Here is a 16,107-nt window from a genome sequence, read left to right as displayed (position 1 = left end):
AATAGGAGTAAATCAATATTAAATATAGTATAATAGTTACTTCAATATGAGATGGAAAAGAGGAATCGCATGCCTACTATACTGGTTGCTGACGACGATGCGATCATTCGCGAACTTGTTTGTTTATTTCTACGCAACGATGGATTCAAAACACTTGAAGCCGTGGACGGTAAGGAAGCACTGACTGTCTACGCCTCGAAGCATGTGGATCTTGTAGTACTTGATATTATGATGCCGATTATGGATGGTTGGACGTTATGCAAGGAGCTTCGAAGAGCCAATCCTGATCTTCCTTTACTTATGTTGACTGCAAGAGGTGAAACATGGGAGAAAGTGAAGGGCTTCGAACTTGGAACAGATGATTATTTGACGAAACCATTCGATCCATTGGAGTTGACGGCTCGTGTTAAGGCATTATTGAAACGATACCGCATTGGTTCTACGCAGACGATCCAGTTCGGTAACATCATCCTTGATCGGAAGACTTATAAGGTGATGAGTGGGTCAGATTCGCTTACCTTGCCACTCAAGGAGTTCGAATTGCTGTATAAGCTCGCCGGAACACCGGGACAGGTTTATACTCGTGAGCAGTTGATAGATCAGATTTGGGGGATCGATTACGCTGGAGATGATCGAACGATAGACGTACATATTAAACGCCTCCGTGAACGGTTCTCTACTACAACAGATTTTCGTATTGAAACTGTGCGTGGACTGGGATATCGGCTTGAGGTGTACGAATGACCAGATCCTTATATACGCGTGTTGTCTTGACATTTCTGCTCTCCGTAATCGGGGGAACTATCATTGCTTTTTTCATGTCAACTTGGGTATTTAAAGATAAATTGAACGAAAATTTAAAAATCCCCTTACTTCACTTTGGTCAGGACATTGTCCGGATTTATGAAACACTTCCTTTAAGTGAAGCGGAATTATTCGTAAGTGGAATGAAGCAGCTCGATTCATATCATATTCGAATTTATGATGAAACGGGTCAATTCCAGTCATATGGATCACTAAACGGACACAATCCGGTGACTGTGACCAATGAACAACTAAAGGAAGTACTTGATGGAAATATTGTTCAAGTCAATCCAAATGGTGTTGCTAGTTTTTTCTTAGGGTTACCGTTGAAAACGGAAATGGGAACGAGAGCAATGTTTGTAGAGCCGCTCGCGCCCCCTTCTTCTGCTTTTACCAGAAATTGGGCGATAACTTTTTTGACCTATTCGTTGATTGCAGGAAGCTTATTAATTCTAGTTGCAGCTATATTTCTTATAAGGCCAATTAAAAAGATGACGCAAGCAACTAGGCGTATAGCAGCTGGAGATTTCAATGTTAAGCTGAATATTAAACAAAATGGTGAGCTGGGTACTTTGGCTCGCAGCTTCGAAGAAATGACGCATGACCTACATCAACTAGAGCAGATGCGTAGGGATTTCGTCTCGAACGTGTCGCATGAAGTTCAATCGCCGCTCACCTCTATATCCGGTTATGCTTTAGCACTCAAGCAAGTAGAACTCACAGATAACGAGAGAAGCCGTTATCTCGACATTATCATCGCTGAAGCAGATCGGATGTCTAAGATGAGTGATAGCCTGCTAAAGCTGAGCTTACTTGAATCGCAGTCTCAGCAATTGCAGCTGGTGACGTTTAACCTTGATGAACAGATTAGAAGAGTCATCGTAGCGATCCAGCCACAATGGTCCGCGCGTAACATTCGCTTCGAGCTCAATTTAAAGCCGGTTCGCTTAATGGCTGATTATGATCAATTAAATCAAGTATGGACGAACATACTAGGCAATAGCATCAAATTTTCCAAGGATGGCGGCGTTATTAATGTCAGCATCAAACAAGATAACAAAAACGTGATGGTACGAATATCCGACACGGGCATTGGTATTTCACTCGCAGACCAGAAGCGTATATTCGATCGGTTTTTTAAAGCCGATCGTTCTCACAGTCGTAAATATGGTGGTAGTGGTATGGGACTTGCCATAGTTAAACAAATTGTATCGCTTCATCAAGGGGATATCCGAGTGGAAAGTGAGTTGGGCCGAGGAACAACTACCATTGTCACCTTGCCAATCACAACGTCAACAAATTAGTTAAATTGATAAGTTATCAAATCGTATGTTTAAAAGCGGTTTCTGTATTCCCTATACTACGACGTTATATTCAAGTTTTCTTGCATATAACGTCGTAGTATTTTTTTGCTTGTTCATACTCAGTTCATATTGTCGTCATAAAGAGTACATCTTCGTCATATAAGCTTTCCTTAACGGCTTGTTATGGTAGCCCAATAAACAGATGAAGACAGGAGAAGATAAAAGTGAAACTAATAGAGACAATAAAAATGAGAATGGGTATGAGAACAAATAAAATACTAACCATTCTACTCAAAATAATAGGAGCAATAATTATAGCATTCGGAATTTTTTTAGCAACGGTTTATATTGTTCATATTGTTTGTAATAAATCGGAGCAAGGAAAAATAGAACCTTATGGTCAGTCTGTAAAAGTCGATGGGAAAGATATGAATGTTTTGATTCAAGGAAAGGGGGACGAGACTGTCGTGCTACTACCTGGATATGGAACAGCTGCACCAGCACTTGATTTTAAGCCACTAGTGGATGAGCTATCTCCATATTATAGAGTCGTTGTGGTTGAGCCTTTTGGATATGGATTAAGTGACAATACCGAAAAAGAACGAAGTACAGAGAATATTGTAAGTGAAATACATGAAGCATTGCAGAACTTGAATATTGACCGATATATTTTAATGGGTCATTCTATTGCAGGCATATATGGACTGGATTATGTGAACAAATATGAAAATGAAGTGAGCGCATTTGTCGGAATCGATAGTAGTGTTCCTACACAAGGTGGTATGGATACTAAATTCCCAATAAAAACGTTTAAATTTCTCAAAAAATCAGGTTTAGCCAGATTGGTAGTAAAACTACCTGGTGATCCATATACTGGACTACCATATGATGACAAAACAAAAGAACAAATGAGAATTCTTTCTCTAAGAAATATGTATAATTCCAGTACATCAAACGAAATGGAAAATTTCAACACTAACTTTAAAGCTGCTGAAAATTTAACGTTTCCCAAAAATCTTCCCCTGATTTTCTTTATACAAGCGAATAATACAGGTGTAAAAAGATGGATACCATTGCATGAAGAGCAAGTAAAAGATTCGGTACATGGAAAAGTGATGACACTTGAAGGCGAACATTATTTACACCATACCAAATCAAAAGAAATCGTTGAAAACCTTAGAAGATTTATGGAAGAAACAAAATAAATGCTCTGAAAAAGTTCATCTTCAATCTAGTGGATGTGTATAAGTTGAAAACCCCGCTCTTTAGAGCGGGTTTCAGATTGAAGACAAACACATTGTTCAATTAAATAATGTGTTTGTTTTTTTATCTACTTCTCTATTTTTGAATTAAAACACAGAAATAGGCAAAAAAAATAGAGTCCTATTGGTCTCTTAATTCCAGGATTTTTGCTAATTTTTTTATATTTAGACAAGCAAAAGTAAGCCCAATTTTCATGTGCATTTTTTCTTTACCAATCATATTCGTATAGCGAAGACCATGAAATTCTTTAGCTGTTCCAAATAATCGTTCTATTGTTTGCCTCATACTCTTAATACCATATAAATATTGAATTAATGGTAACTTGATTAATAAAACTGGATCTAAGCTAGGTCTACCATTATTTTCATCATATTTATCTTCTACTAATTCATAAATAAAATTGAAATCAACTTACTTATCAATATCTCTTAACAAATGTTCCTGTGGAACTAGATCATCTAAAGAATAAAAAACAATTTGATCTCATTTACTCATATCTTGTTTTTTCAACATCTAAATCAGCACCGTTTCTCCATTTTCCAAGAAAAAAAGACAAAGTATCGAATAATCAGATACTTTGTCTACAGTCTGAGGTTGAGAAATTATTTTCTCAACCTTTTTATTCGGTATTTTTTTATTTTCACTCAATATTTTCTATATTTAAACACTTAGTTTCACAGTAATAGCCTTTGCCGCCTACATAAACTTTTTCTATTTCATTCTTGCTATTGGTTGCTAATTTAACTAATATTTCGGAAGGCGAGTGTAAAGAATAACCTTGTTCAAATACATAGACTTCTTTTTGCAAGTAGTGCTGTTCATAAAGGTAGCAAGCTAATGCACCGTTTGAAGTTCCAGTCGCTGCTTCTTCATTGATGTCGTATAGTGGAGCAAAATTTCTGCATATAATTCGATTGTCATTAAAAGTATATAGATGCATCCCGACAACATTATAATACTTGCTGATTTCTTTAATTTTTTCAAAATTAGGTTTCAGTCCATGTAATTGTGTTTCGCTTTTTATAGGAATTAAAATATCTTTTAAGCCCGTGGAGACAATTTGAATTGGATATTTATTGTCTATAGCTTTAATGTCAAAACAGTCGATGCACTCATTTGGAGATACAACATCATAGAATTTCGGTTTGTTTTGTTCCATGAATATGATGTCATCTTTGATGGTAATAGTAAGAACACCACTGTTCGTTTCAATCGTATAGCGATTCCTGAAAAGTTTATTTAAATGCATCAGTATCGCGAAAGAGCCAATTGTGGCATGACCACATAAATCAACTTCTTCTTTTGGTGTAAAATACTCAAATTTATAATCAGCAATTTCAGATTCTGATATAAATGCGGTTTCCGCATAGCCCAGTTGTTTGGCTATTGCCATTTTTTGAGTAGTGGTCAATGTATTCTCAATAAATACCACTCCTGCTTTATTTCCGCCTTTATGATCCTTGCTAAATGCACTTGCAACATAAACGGATATTTTCATAAGACACCTTCCTTCCTCACTTATAGTAAATTGTAGCATAGAAAGCACTACGTATAAATGTTGTTGGATAAATTTGACATAAAGCAAGAGGCAAACTATTTTTTAGCATCTGAACTCTCCAAAAATAGTTTGTCTACAGTCTGAAACCCGCTCTTTAGAGCGGGTTTTTCGCTTTTTCTTTATAAAGCGAACCCGTCAGAGATTTATATTGTATGCCGTAGTATTTTTCACGTGTACATACTCATTTTTAATTAAAGTTTAAATGATAATGAGTACGATAATATCAATCCTATCGATTAATAAATTAAATAACTTTATATTTAACAAAATATTTTAATTTCTATATCGATTATTATCATACTGGAAAGTAAATTTGAATAGAATTGTTAAAGTGAAAATATTATTGTGATGGAGTAGATAGAGAGGGAATTTGTGATGTTTATCATCGAATGCTATTTTCCTGAAATCTATTTAAAAGAATTCGTAACCTTTATATGGAAGGACAACCCAAATAGGGTCTGTAGGGTGAGAATTTAAAGTTTTTTTATCGAATATAGTTAGGTCTAAGGGAACTGATACAAAATTTTTAAGGAACTTTACCATTCAAATTGATTTAGAAGGTTATCGATTCTTTAGCTACTGGCACATGATATTTAAGCTAACTTCCAATGACATTTCGAATTGAGTTATTTAAGTTTTAGGAGACTCTCTAGGTAAGTAGGGAACAACAGAGAGTTTCAATAATTAGCATGATAATCTAATAATTTCATACTGGAAGGAGAATCAGATGTCAGAATATCATCAACAATCATCAACTGAAGTCATGGATATATTGGATGTAACAAAAGAAGGGTTAAGTGATTATGACGTCCAAAAGAGACAAGAAGAATACGGCTATAATGAATTGGTAGCAGGAAAAAGAACAAGCACAATGGCCGTTTTATTTGGACAGTTTAAAGATTTATTAGTCATTATTTTAATGATTGCCGCTGTCATTTCATATCTATTAGGCGAAGTAGGAAGTACTATTGTGATTCTGATCGTTGTTATTTTAAACGCAATCCTTGGTACTGTACAGCATGTAAAAGCCGAAAAGTCTTTAGAAAATCTGAAAGAATTGACCTCTCCAGTTGCAAAAGTGATGCGAGATAATCAGATTATTGAAATTGATTCAGAAGATATTGTGGTTGGGGATCTTCTCTATTTAGAGACCGGTGATTATGTAAGTGCTGACGGAAGATTATTAGAAAGCTATAATCTTCATATAAATGAAAGCTCGCTGACAGGTGAATCGTTGGCTGTAGCGAAGAGTACGGTACCTATTGAAGATGATCAAGTTACTATTGGTGATAAAAAAAATATGGTTTTCACTGGAAGCTTTGTCACTAATGGACGTGGAATTGTAATTGTTACAGCTATTGGAATGGAAACTGAAATCGGGAAAATTGCCAATTTACTAGATACTGCAAAGGAAAAGAAAACACCTCTACAAGTAAGCCTAGATCATTTTGGTGAAAAATTAGCATTAGGTATCACGATGATCTGTGTAGCCATTTTCACTATTGATCTTATTAGAGGTCGTGAAATAGTGGAATCGTTTATGTTTGCTGTTTCGCTTGCAGTTGCTGCAATACCAGAAGCATTAAGTTCAATTGTTACCATTGTGTTGGCTTTTGGGACACAAAAAATGGCAAAGGAAAATGCCATTATTCGCAAGCTCTATGCAGTTGAAAGTCTTGGTAGTGTTTCTGTTATTTGTTCAGATAAAACGGGAACCCTCACTCAAAATAAAATGATAGTTCAACAAGTATATGTTGATCAAAAAGTCATTTCACATAATCAACTCCAGACAGAGAATGAAATCGAAAGGGATCTTATCTTAAAGGCGATCTTATGTAACAACTCCTTGGAGAGAGATCAAAAAGAAATTGGAGACCCTACTGAAATTGCACTTGTAAAATTAGGGAAACAGTACAATCTCGACGAACTAATCGTAAGAGATCAATTTCCAAGAATTGCGGAAATCCCTTTCGATTCAGACAGAAAGCTAATGAGTACAGTAAATAAAATTAATCAACAAAATGTCATGATTACCAAGGGCGCATTAGATGTTCTTCTATCTAAAATTATGAAGATCAAAACATCTCATGGCATCATTGATATTACGGCAGAACATCGTAAAAAAATAGAAGATGTGAATCGTGCTTTTTCCATGAATGGTTTACGGGTACTAGCGATTGCTTTTAAAGAAACAAGAAAAAATCAAAAAATTGATGTATCAGTCGAAAGTGATTTAACCTTTTTAGGATTAGTAGCGATGATGGATCCTCCTAGAGAAGAGTCAAAAGAGGCGGTCGAAAGCTGTATAAAGGCTGGTATTAAACCAGTTATGATTACAGGGGATCATAAAATAACTGCAACTGCTATTGCCAAACAAATTGGTATTTTAGAAGATCCTTCAGAAGCGATTGAAGGATATGAAATTGAAGAGTTAACTGATCAACAACTACAAGATATAGTTCCAGATATTTCTGTCTACGCACGAGTAACACCTGAGCATAAAATTCGTATTGTTAAAGCTTGGCAGGAGAAAGGGAATGTCGTTGCGATGACGGGGGATGGGGTCAATGATGGCCCTGCCTTAAAACAAGCAGACATCGGTGTAGCGATGGGGATAACCGGTACCGAGGTAGCGAAAGATGCATCCTCTATGATTTTAACGGATGATAATTTTTCAACGATTGTCAAGGCTATTTCGAATGGTAGAAGTATGTATACCAATATAAAAAACGCCATTCTTTTCTTATTGTCAGGTAATGCAGGAGCTATTTTTGTTGTTTTATATGCAACAGTATTAGGGTTACCAGTTCCATTTGCTCCAGTTCATCTATTATTTATCAACTTACTTACAGATAGTTTACCAGCTATTGCAATAGGTTTAGAGCCACATAATAAGAAAACAATGAAGTACAAGCCTAGAAATATTAATACTCCATTATTAAATAAAAAATTTACTACTCAAGTGGTGCTCGAAGGTTTATTAATTGGTATTTCAACCATCATTGCTTTTGAAATGGGATTGTCCACCGGAGATACTCTAACCGCAAGCACAATGGCATTTACAACATTATGTTTGTCTAGGTTAGTACATGGTTTCAACTCGAGATCAAAAGAATCGATCTTTACAATTGGTATATTCTCGAATAAATATACTTGGCTAGCATTTTTAATCGGATTTTTAAGCTTACATTTAGTATTATTCATGCCATCACTTTCAGGTGTATTTGAAGTTGCAAAATTAAATGGAGTACAATTAGGTATTATTTATAGCTTGTCCATTATGCCGTTTTTAGTGAATCAGTGGTATAAACTTCTGTTTGTTAGAAATAAATAAAATCACAAAGATTTAACAGACACTCTTAGCAGTATTCTGTTCAGACCGTAGACAAACTCGAAGAAATTAGAGTTTGTCTACGGTCTTTTTCTTTTACAATAAATATAGATGAATAACCGTTGATTTCCGCGGGCGGGGCCGAGCCGCTTCCTTCGCTACGCTCAGTCCAGGGTCTCGACTATCCCGCTTTTCCCGCTGGAGTCGCCGCCCTCCGCTCCAATCAACTACGTATGTAATATAAATAAATCTTTTGAGATGATAGAAAATAATGACATAAAAACCCTGAAAGAGATCAAATAGAAATTGATTGTTTTGGATCCATGATTACTATAAGAAAATCTTAGGGAAAAATTGGGGAAGTGGTGACCAAACTTAAAAGGTCTTAAAAAAGTGACCCTGCAGGACCGCAGTGATTTAAAAATTCGTAAATTGAACTTGGCAAAGTTCAAAAATGGAATACATGGTAACACTCAATGAGTCTTTTATTTATAAAAATGGATTTTAAATAACCAAAATATATAAAAATAATAAAAGACATTCAAGATGTGAGAATTTTGATTTCCTTTTGTCGAAATATTTTAACAGACACTCATAGTAGTGGCTGTTTTTTTGTGCACAAATATTTGAATATTGGTAGTTCTACATTTTTGGCTTGATAAGCAGAATAATTCCTATCAATTAAAGAATTTCTTCTATAGATATATTACATAATAAATAATCATTGAAAATGTGTATTATTCAAATATAATCAAATAATTTAGAGAATAATGACTTTGAGAAAAAGGGTTGCATTTAGTCTTATAAGCGAATATTATATTTAATGTTGCAAAAAATGTTCGTGTTTAAGAAGGAGGTAAATAAATGTTTCGTTTAAAGGAACATGGTACAAATGTTAAGACTGAACTTATTGCAGGAATGACTACATTCCTCACTATGATATATATCGTTGTTGTAAACCCGATAATATTATCGGATGCAGGTGTGCCACTTGATCAAGTATTTATGGCAACTATTATTTCTGCTGTAATAGGTACATTATGGATGGCACTTTGTGCGAATTATCCGATCGCAATTGCTCCTGGTATGGGATTGAATGCATATTTCACTTATGCAGTCGTATTATCCTCTGATGGTAAAATTGATTATTTAACTGCTTTTGCAGCTGTTTTCGTGGCAGGGATAATTTTCATTCTTTTATCTCTGACTCCATTACGTGAAAAACTAATAACGACGATTCCCCAAAATTTAAAACATGCAATTACTGCGGGGATTGGTTTATTTATCGCATTCCTTGGCTTACGTATGGCCAAAGTGGTTGTCGCAAGTGATAGTAACTTAGTGATGCTAGGTGATTTAACTTCTCCTGGTGTACTTTTAACGTTGTTTGGTTTATTCATCACTGTTATTTTAATGGTACGTAATGTCAAAGGTGCATTATTTATCGGTATGATAGTTACTGGTATTGTAGCAGTGCTAACTAATCAATTACATATTGAAAAAGTGTTAGCTCTTCCTCATTTACCAGAAGGTATTTTAATTTGGAATCCAATTGAAGCATTTAGCCAAGTCTTTTCATTTGGATTATATGGCGTTGTATTCTCATTTATTTTAGTTACACTCTTTGATACAACAGGTACAATGGTTGGTGTCGCTAAGCAAGCAGGTTTGATGAAGGGCGATAAATTACCTCGTGCACGTCATGCATTATTAGCTGACTCAGTTGCCACAACTGTTGGTTCTATGTTTGGTACAAGCCCAACAACAGCATTTGTCGAGTCGTCATCTGGTGTTGCTGCTGGTGGCCGTACAGGTTTAACTAGCTTAACTGTTGCTATTCTATTTATCGTTGCTTCATTCTTTGGTCCATTAGTTGGTGCTGTTTCTGGAGTTGCTGCTATTACTTCTCCAACTCTAATTATTGTTGGTACATTAATGATTGGATCTGTAAAAGATATTGAATGGGGTAAATTTGAAGAAGCGTTCCCAGCATTCTTAATCATTTTGATTATGCCACTAACTTCAAGCATTTCAACAGGTATTGCTTTTGGATTTATCACTTATCCAATTTTAAAAATTGCTAAAGGTGAAGCAAAAGAAGTACATCCTTTGCTTTACGTATTCGCTATTCTATTTGCATTCCAATTGATATTCTTACCTCACTAATACAGAAAATGCTCACTGCATGTTTAGACGCCGTGAGCATTTTTTCTCGTTTTAAAATTATTGGTATTTTGTCTGATATTACAGAGAGGTATTATGATGTAGTAAAACTTTCTTTCAATGGCTTACGTCGTTTACTTCGGAAACTTAATGGAGGAGAGAATATCATAGTAGAAATGTAGAATAAAGCATCATTCTACAGTATTCGACCTTAATAGTGGTATTATTGTATTAGAATAATGTAAGAGGTGCATTGGCGTGAATTTTTATATAGTTATGCAAGGACAAACGTATGAAGAAGAGAAAAAACATAATATTATTTGGTCACACCAGCTAGACAAGAGTGGTCAAACACCGCATTCCTGGGGACGAATGAAAGAAGTTGAATCAGGGGACTGTATTTTTCATTATGTTAAAGGTGATATAGTAGCAGTAAGTATTACTAAAACAGATTTTAGAGAATCGTTAAATCCATATAAAAGTGAGAATAGTGTCGATGGTTATACTGTTGAGACTGTTTATGAAGAATTAGAGAAGCCACTAAATATTAAAAGGCATTTTGAAGAGATTCAGCCGCTTCTTCCATTAAAGTATTCTGCTTTTCAGGAAAATGGTGATGGAAATCAGGGGTATCTATTTCCTTGTAACGAGTTATTAGCTATTAAAATTCTAGAACTCATAAGTGATTTAAATATTTATGAGGAGGATCAGGAACAACTAGAGTTTGCAATCGGGCCTATTGTAAGTAAAGAGCGTAATAGTTTAATACCGATTATTGCAGAAACAGAAGCTGAAGCGAAAGTGAAAATCCGTAAAGGTAAGCAAAAGCATAAAGAAGCTTTAGCTCCATTCTGGAATCATCAATGTGCATTATGTGGGATTGATTTACCAGAGATGCTACGTGCGAGCTATTCAAAACCTTGGAAAGACAGCACGAATGAAGAGCGGTTAGATCCATACAATGGTTTGTTACTATGCTGTAATCATGATGCTTTATACGATAAAGGCTATATTGCATTTGATGGTACAGGGAAAATGCATATATCAGACAGACTGAATGAAAGCGATTATGAGAAATACGGCGTTAATCCTAAAATGCGTGTAAATCGAAGCGAACCAAATAAAAAGTATTTTAAGTGGCATAAGAAGAATGTTTTTAAGTAAATAGGATGGTTTACTGATTTTAAATTGGTGTAAAAAAACTCGAAGCAATTTCGCTTCGAGTTTTTATTCTTCTACTAAATAATGATACATATTGTATTCTACTGGATGCTCTAAAATCATGTTCATTGTTACAACATTGTAAGCTTTACCTTTATCAATTAAATGATCGTTTATAGCACTAGATTCATCTACTTTTACGTTTCCTAAGTAATAAAAGTCTTTGCCTTCACCATTATGCTTTTTAACGAATAAATGTACTGTAGTATTTTCTGAATCAGATTTAACAATTGGGGCAATATCTTTTGCAGTAATTTTTCGATTTTTAGTTGAACACCATTTAAACACTTCATTTGAAAGAAATTCATCCATATAATGTACGGTTGCATCATCTTCTACTTTATGATAATTCACAAATATTGGGCAAGTATTTGATTTTACATGTCCACCATTCAGGGTGCCTTCCTCATTACTTTCCCAATTCAAAAGGCGGCAAACATCTTTTCTTGAATATTTTTTATATATAGTAAATGGTTGAGTAGAATCATATTGTTTGTTTTTTTCTAAGGCGCATCCAATTATATCTTCGATGAATTTCTTGTAATTTTCATTTTTTAAACTTTGAGCTATTTCGTCACTAAACTTATAGTAATCGTTATCCAGTACTATTAGTGGTTTATTTCCATATTTTTCACGAGCAACAGTGACAAAGAAGTTTAAAGATAATATGTTTTCAACTGATTGTATTGTTTCTTCTTCAAGATATGTACCAAATTTTTTTACTAGCTTAATAAATTCACACTTAGTAATTGAACCGTTTTTTAGCAAGATGTCAATTAACAATATTTCATGAATTCTTTTTCCGTTTAAAAGTTCAAGTGAAAACATGGACAAATTTTTTAATTCGTAAGCCGTTAATGAAGGAAGTTCTTCCTTCATTTTTATTAAAAATGAATAATAGTTATCAGAGTAGTTTACTATTACTTCTGGATCAAGTGATTCTTGATGCATGAAATCTAGCAGTGAAGGAATTTTTCCTAAACGATTTTTAAGTTCGCTGTATGTCTCTTTTAATATTTTTAAAGTAGACAAATTTGTATTATTAATAGCTTCAAAAATACGTTTCTTAGCAATTTCTTCAAAGCTTATTGTTGAAACACCTTGTATATAATCAGTATTTACAGTTCTTCGGCGCACGTTATCTTTATTCATTGAACGATCACCTGAAAGAGCAATTGGGATTAGATAGTTGTTTTTATAGTTACCGATAAAATCGATAATCGTAACATAATCTTTTGAATCATGTTTACGCAAGCCTCGTCCTAATTGCTGGATAAAAATAATGCTAGATTGTGTTTGGCGTAGCATCACGATTTGATTTAGGTAGGGGATATCTATACCTTCGTTGAATATATCGACAGTTAGTATATATTCAAGCTCACCCGAGTTCAGTTTTTTTATGGCTTCTTCACGTTCGTTTTGTGAATGATCACCTGTTAAAGCACATGTTTTCAATCCTTGCTCATTTAATGTATCTGATAATTGGCGAGCTTCTTCCTTAGAACTACAAAACATTAATCCACGAACTTTATCTCCAGAAAAACCATAATAGTTAATTTTTTTAATAATATGTTGTACGCGCTCATGTGATACAAGCTTCTGTAGTTCAGTAACTTCATCAATAATAACACCGTCCTTTTCATACTCTGTAACACCAAAGTAATGGAAGGGGCAAAGCATATCTTCTTCAAGTGCTGCATGTAAGCGAATTTCATACGCAATATTATAATCAAAAAGTTCATATATATTAAAGTTATCTGTTCTCTCAGGTGTAGCGGTCATCCCTAGTAAAAATTCAGGTTCAAAATAATTAAAGATTGTTTGATAAGATTTTGCGCCAGCACGATGTACTTCATCTATTAATATATAATCAAACTCGTTGCTTTCAAATTGTTGAAGATAGCGTTCAGACGAGATGGTTTGAATCGTTGCAAATAGAAAACGAGCTTTCACTTCTTTGAAGTTACCCGATAAAATACCATAATCTTCTTCGTTTCCACCTAATATTTTACGATAATCTGACATTGCTTTTTTTAAGATTTGCTCGCGATGTACAATGAAAAGCATTTTTTTAGGCTGGAAATTGCGAACATCGAATGCGGATAGATATGTTTTACCTGTCCCTGTAGCAGAAATGATAAGTCCTTTTTTTGCACCGGTTGCACGTAATGCTTTAATTTGCTGAAGTGCTTCATTTTGCATTTTGTTAGGTTTAATAGAAAGACTCTCTGCTAATGTGTTTGTAAGATATTCTGTTCTCATTTCTATAATATTAGAAGAATTAGTTTTAATGAAAGGGGCAGCTATATAATTTTGTGCATAAGCTGCAATCCACTCATCAGTTAATGGAGTTCCTTCATGCCAGGCATCTTCAAACTGATTTTTAAAATGGTGAATAACTTCACCTTCCTCTAGTGAAGTTAAAAACACATTCCATTCGAAATTTGTTTTTAAAGCGCTATCTGTTAAGTTTGAGCTACCAACTATAAGTGAATAATAATCTTCATGCTCGAAAATATATCCTTTTGAGTGGAATCCTTTGACGCTAGTTAAACGTACTTCAACATTTTTAAGTTTCAAAAGCTCTTTAAACATTTTAGGTTGATTAAAGCTTAGGAATGTGGAAGTTAAAATTCGGCCCTTAATCCCTTTTTTTTCTAAATCGTATAGCATCGTTTTTAAAGTTGCTAAACCACCTTCAGTGATAAAAGCAATTGAAAAAGTAAAAGTCTTACATGTTTTTAGTTCCTGTAATAAAGTAGATAGCACATTTTCATGCGCTTTATTTGTGAGTAGTTTTGGTTTGAATTGTGCTGATACATGCTTGTTTTGATCGATAAAGCCCTTATGTAATGAACTTTCAATTTTACTTATTAAATGTTCCATTAAATTCACGCCCATAGTCTATTATTTTTGATTAGCTAGTTTTTCTACCGCAGGAATATCTGCAGGAGCGAAATCGAGTTGTGATAGATTTTGACGTTGCACCCATTGTGCATCAGCATGCTCACTAATTGTAGGAACACCATGGATGATTTTCGCCATATATGTCTCTAAACGGACTATGACTTTTTCATATTCGTATGTTGTATCTTCTACTTTTTGACCAACTTCAATTTTACAGCTAAACTCCTCATTAATTTCACGTTCTAAAGCCTGTTGAGGTGTTTCACCTGCTTCAATTTTACCACCAGGAAATTCCCAGTAATTCGCAAGCGACATTTCTGGACTTCTCAACGCACAAAATATTTCTTTTTCTTCATTTTCAATTATTGCACCAACAACGTGTACTGTTTTTTTCATATCTATTAGACCTACTCCTTGTATAAAAACTTATATCCTATTTTACAGTATATAGTGTGGAACGTCATTAGATGGGGAATTTAATCGACAAATTGCTTTTTGACAATGGCCTTTTTGTCGCATCACTTTGCAAATACCGTCATCTTTTGTATGATACAAATGAGGAGTGAAGATTATGCAATTTCAAACGACAAGATCATTTATTTTAGCATCTGCATCACCACGACGTAAGGAGCTTTTCGGCCGTTTAAATATACCATTCGAAATCGTAACTGCTGATGTAGAAGAAACGAGTGTACAAGCGTCAGAAGTATCACAATATGTTACTGAGGTTGCACTATTAAAAGCGCGCGCGGTGGCGAAATTATCACCAGGGCGAGTAGTCATTGGCGCAGATACAATCGTAGCAAAAGACAATCAATTACTACATAAACCTAAGAGTCATGACGAAGCAATGGCACATCTTCGCACTCTTCGTAATACAGAACATGAAGTTTTAACTGCTGTAGCAATTATTGAAGAGGATGGAACAGAATCAACATTAGTTGAAAAAACGACAGTCATCTTTAAAAATGTTTCTGATGCATTGTTAGAAGCATATGTCTCAACAGGAGATCCTTTTGATAAAGCTGGTGGTTATGGCATACAAACTGAAGGTGTCTTTTTGGTCGATCGTATAGAAGGGGATTACTTAAACGTCGTTGGCTTACCATTAGCATCGTTATGTGAGCATCTAATTGCTAGAAAGCTAATCACATTATAAAGAGTAATTATTTTAGTTCTGGATGGAAATTTATTGGGATAAATTGTACAAAAAGGTTTGAAATGTAATTATTATCTGATTTAGCGAAAAAGCATAATTGCGTAAAGATATCTTTACACATTTATGCTTTTTGTTATAATATGGTTGTAAAGATGTCTTTACATGTTAAATGGAGGTTTATTGTTGAAGGTCATTAATAACATAAGAGAAATTCGCTTGAAAAGAGGAATAACACAAGTCCAAATGGCTCAGGATTTACAAATTACTAGGCAAACAATAAACGCAATTGAAAAAAATAAGTATAATCCTAGTTTGGAATTGGCTTTAAAACTCATTAAATATTTTGATTTACCTACTGAGGATCTATTTTATTTAGATGAAACGGGGGAGGAATAAA

11 protein-coding genes and 1 pseudogene are annotated in these 16,107 nt (G+C 34.5%); 8 read left to right on the top strand and 4 right to left on the bottom strand.

The genetic code is table 11. The annotated features are described in order from the left end of the window. Positions 1–69 precede the first annotated feature (69 nt). The 3 genes from MHH85_RS11300 (at position 70) to MHH85_RS11290 (ending at position 3,313) form a co-directional block, all read left to right on the top strand. Positions 70–744, top strand: a complete 675-nt coding sequence (locus MHH85_RS11300; protein WP_340707143.1) for a response regulator transcription factor — start codon at positions 70–72, stop codon at positions 742–744. Continuing rightward, positions 741–2,108, top strand: coding sequence for a sensor histidine kinase (locus tag MHH85_RS11295; RefSeq protein ID WP_340707142.1), 1,368 nt, complete (start codon positions 741–743; stop codon positions 2,106–2,108). Before MHH85_RS11300 ends, MHH85_RS11295 begins: the two co-directional genes overlap by 4 nt. A 248-nt stretch (positions 2,109–2,356) precedes the next feature. Further along, positions 2,357–3,313 (top strand): alpha/beta fold hydrolase, encoded by a 957-nt coding sequence (locus tag MHH85_RS11290; RefSeq protein ID WP_340708161.1) that lies wholly within the window; start codon positions 2,357–2,359, stop codon positions 3,311–3,313. A gap of 178 nt (positions 3,314–3,491) precedes the next feature. On the opposite strand, the pseudogene MHH85_RS11285 reads toward MHH85_RS11290, so the two are convergent. Both MHH85_RS11285 and MHH85_RS11280 read right to left on the bottom strand, forming a co-directional pair. Then, positions 3,492–3,848: pseudogene (locus MHH85_RS11285) on the bottom strand (transposase). 163 nt (positions 3,849–4,011) lie between these two features. Then, the gene (locus tag MHH85_RS11280; protein ID WP_340707141.1) at positions 4,012–4,869 is read right to left on the bottom strand and encodes a PhzF family phenazine biosynthesis protein; all 858 of its coding nucleotides are present in this window, start codon (positions 4,867–4,869) and stop codon (positions 4,012–4,014) included. A 787-nt stretch (positions 4,870–5,656) separates the two neighbouring features. Here MHH85_RS11280 and MHH85_RS11275 point away from each other — a divergent pair. The 3 genes from MHH85_RS11275 to MHH85_RS11265 all read left to right on the top strand — a co-directional run bounded on the left by MHH85_RS11275 (position 5,657) and on the right by MHH85_RS11265 (position 11,587). After that, entirely contained in the window at positions 5,657–8,263 is a 2,607-nt protein-coding gene (locus MHH85_RS11275; protein ID WP_340707140.1) for a cation-translocating P-type ATPase, read from the top strand. 861 nt (positions 8,264–9,124) lie between these two features. Then, positions 9,125–10,426 (top strand): NCS2 family permease, encoded by a 1,302-nt coding sequence (locus MHH85_RS11270; RefSeq protein WP_193739352.1) that lies wholly within the window; start codon positions 9,125–9,127, stop codon positions 10,424–10,426. 255 nt (positions 10,427–10,681) lie between these two features. Continuing rightward, positions 10,682–11,587, top strand: a complete 906-nt coding sequence (locus tag MHH85_RS11265) for an HNH endonuclease (protein WP_340707139.1) — start codon at positions 10,682–10,684, stop codon at positions 11,585–11,587. A gap of 63 nt (positions 11,588–11,650) precedes the next feature. Here MHH85_RS11265 and MHH85_RS11260 read toward each other — a convergent pair whose 3' ends face one another. Next, positions 11,651–14,530 (bottom strand): DUF3427 domain-containing protein, encoded by a 2,880-nt coding sequence (locus MHH85_RS11260; RefSeq protein WP_340707138.1) that lies wholly within the window; start codon positions 14,528–14,530, stop codon positions 11,651–11,653. Between the two features lie 21 nt (positions 14,531–14,551). Further along, on the bottom strand, positions 14,552–14,947 hold the full coding sequence (gene mutT / locus MHH85_RS11255) for an 8-oxo-dGTP diphosphatase MutT (protein ID WP_340707137.1): 396 nt from the start codon (positions 14,945–14,947) through the stop codon (positions 14,552–14,554). 175 nt (positions 14,948–15,122) lie between these two features. Here mutT and MHH85_RS11250 point away from each other — a divergent pair, with 175 nt between their 5' ends. Both MHH85_RS11250 and MHH85_RS11245 read left to right on the top strand, forming a co-directional pair. After that, complete coding sequence (locus MHH85_RS11250; protein WP_340707136.1) at positions 15,123–15,710, top strand: Maf family protein; 588 nt, start codon at positions 15,123–15,125, stop codon at positions 15,708–15,710. A gap of 183 nt (positions 15,711–15,893) precedes the next feature. Next, positions 15,894–16,106, top strand: a complete 213-nt coding sequence (locus MHH85_RS11245; RefSeq protein ID WP_340707135.1) for a helix-turn-helix transcriptional regulator — start codon at positions 15,894–15,896, stop codon at positions 16,104–16,106. Position 16,107 lies beyond the last annotated feature (1 nt).

Source organism: Viridibacillus sp. FSL E2-0187 (assembly GCF_038006425.1).
Lineage (GTDB): Bacteria > Bacillota > Bacilli > Bacillales_A > Planococcaceae > Viridibacillus > Viridibacillus arvi.
This window is presented reverse-complemented; position numbering and strand designations above follow the sequence as displayed.

Bases quoted from the DNA above. Each gene is read 5' to 3' on its own strand.
- MHH85_RS11300 (WP_340707143.1), top strand. From the start codon at position 70: ATGCCTACTATACTGGTTGCTGACGACGATGCGATCATTCGCGAACTT.
- MHH85_RS11295 (WP_340707142.1), top strand. From the start codon at position 741: ATGACCAGATCCTTATATACGCGTGTTGTCTTGACATTTCTGCTCTCC.
- MHH85_RS11290 (WP_340708161.1), top strand. From the start codon at position 2,357: ATGAGAATGGGTATGAGAACAAATAAAATACTAACCATTCTACTCAAA.
- MHH85_RS11280 (WP_340707141.1), bottom strand. From the start codon at position 4,869: ATGAAAATATCCGTTTATGTTGCAAGTGCATTTAGCAAGGATCATAAA.
- MHH85_RS11275 (WP_340707140.1), top strand. From the start codon at position 5,657: ATGTCAGAATATCATCAACAATCATCAACTGAAGTCATGGATATATTG.
- MHH85_RS11270 (WP_193739352.1), top strand. From the start codon at position 9,125: ATGTTTCGTTTAAAGGAACATGGTACAAATGTTAAGACTGAACTTATT.
- MHH85_RS11260 (WP_340707138.1), bottom strand. From the start codon at position 14,530: ATGGAACATTTAATAAGTAAAATTGAAAGTTCATTACATAAGGGCTTT.
- mutT (WP_340707137.1), bottom strand. From the start codon at position 14,947: ATGAAAAAAACAGTACACGTTGTTGGTGCAATAATTGAAAATGAAGAA.
- MHH85_RS11250 (WP_340707136.1), top strand. From the start codon at position 15,123: ATGCAATTTCAAACGACAAGATCATTTATTTTAGCATCTGCATCACCA.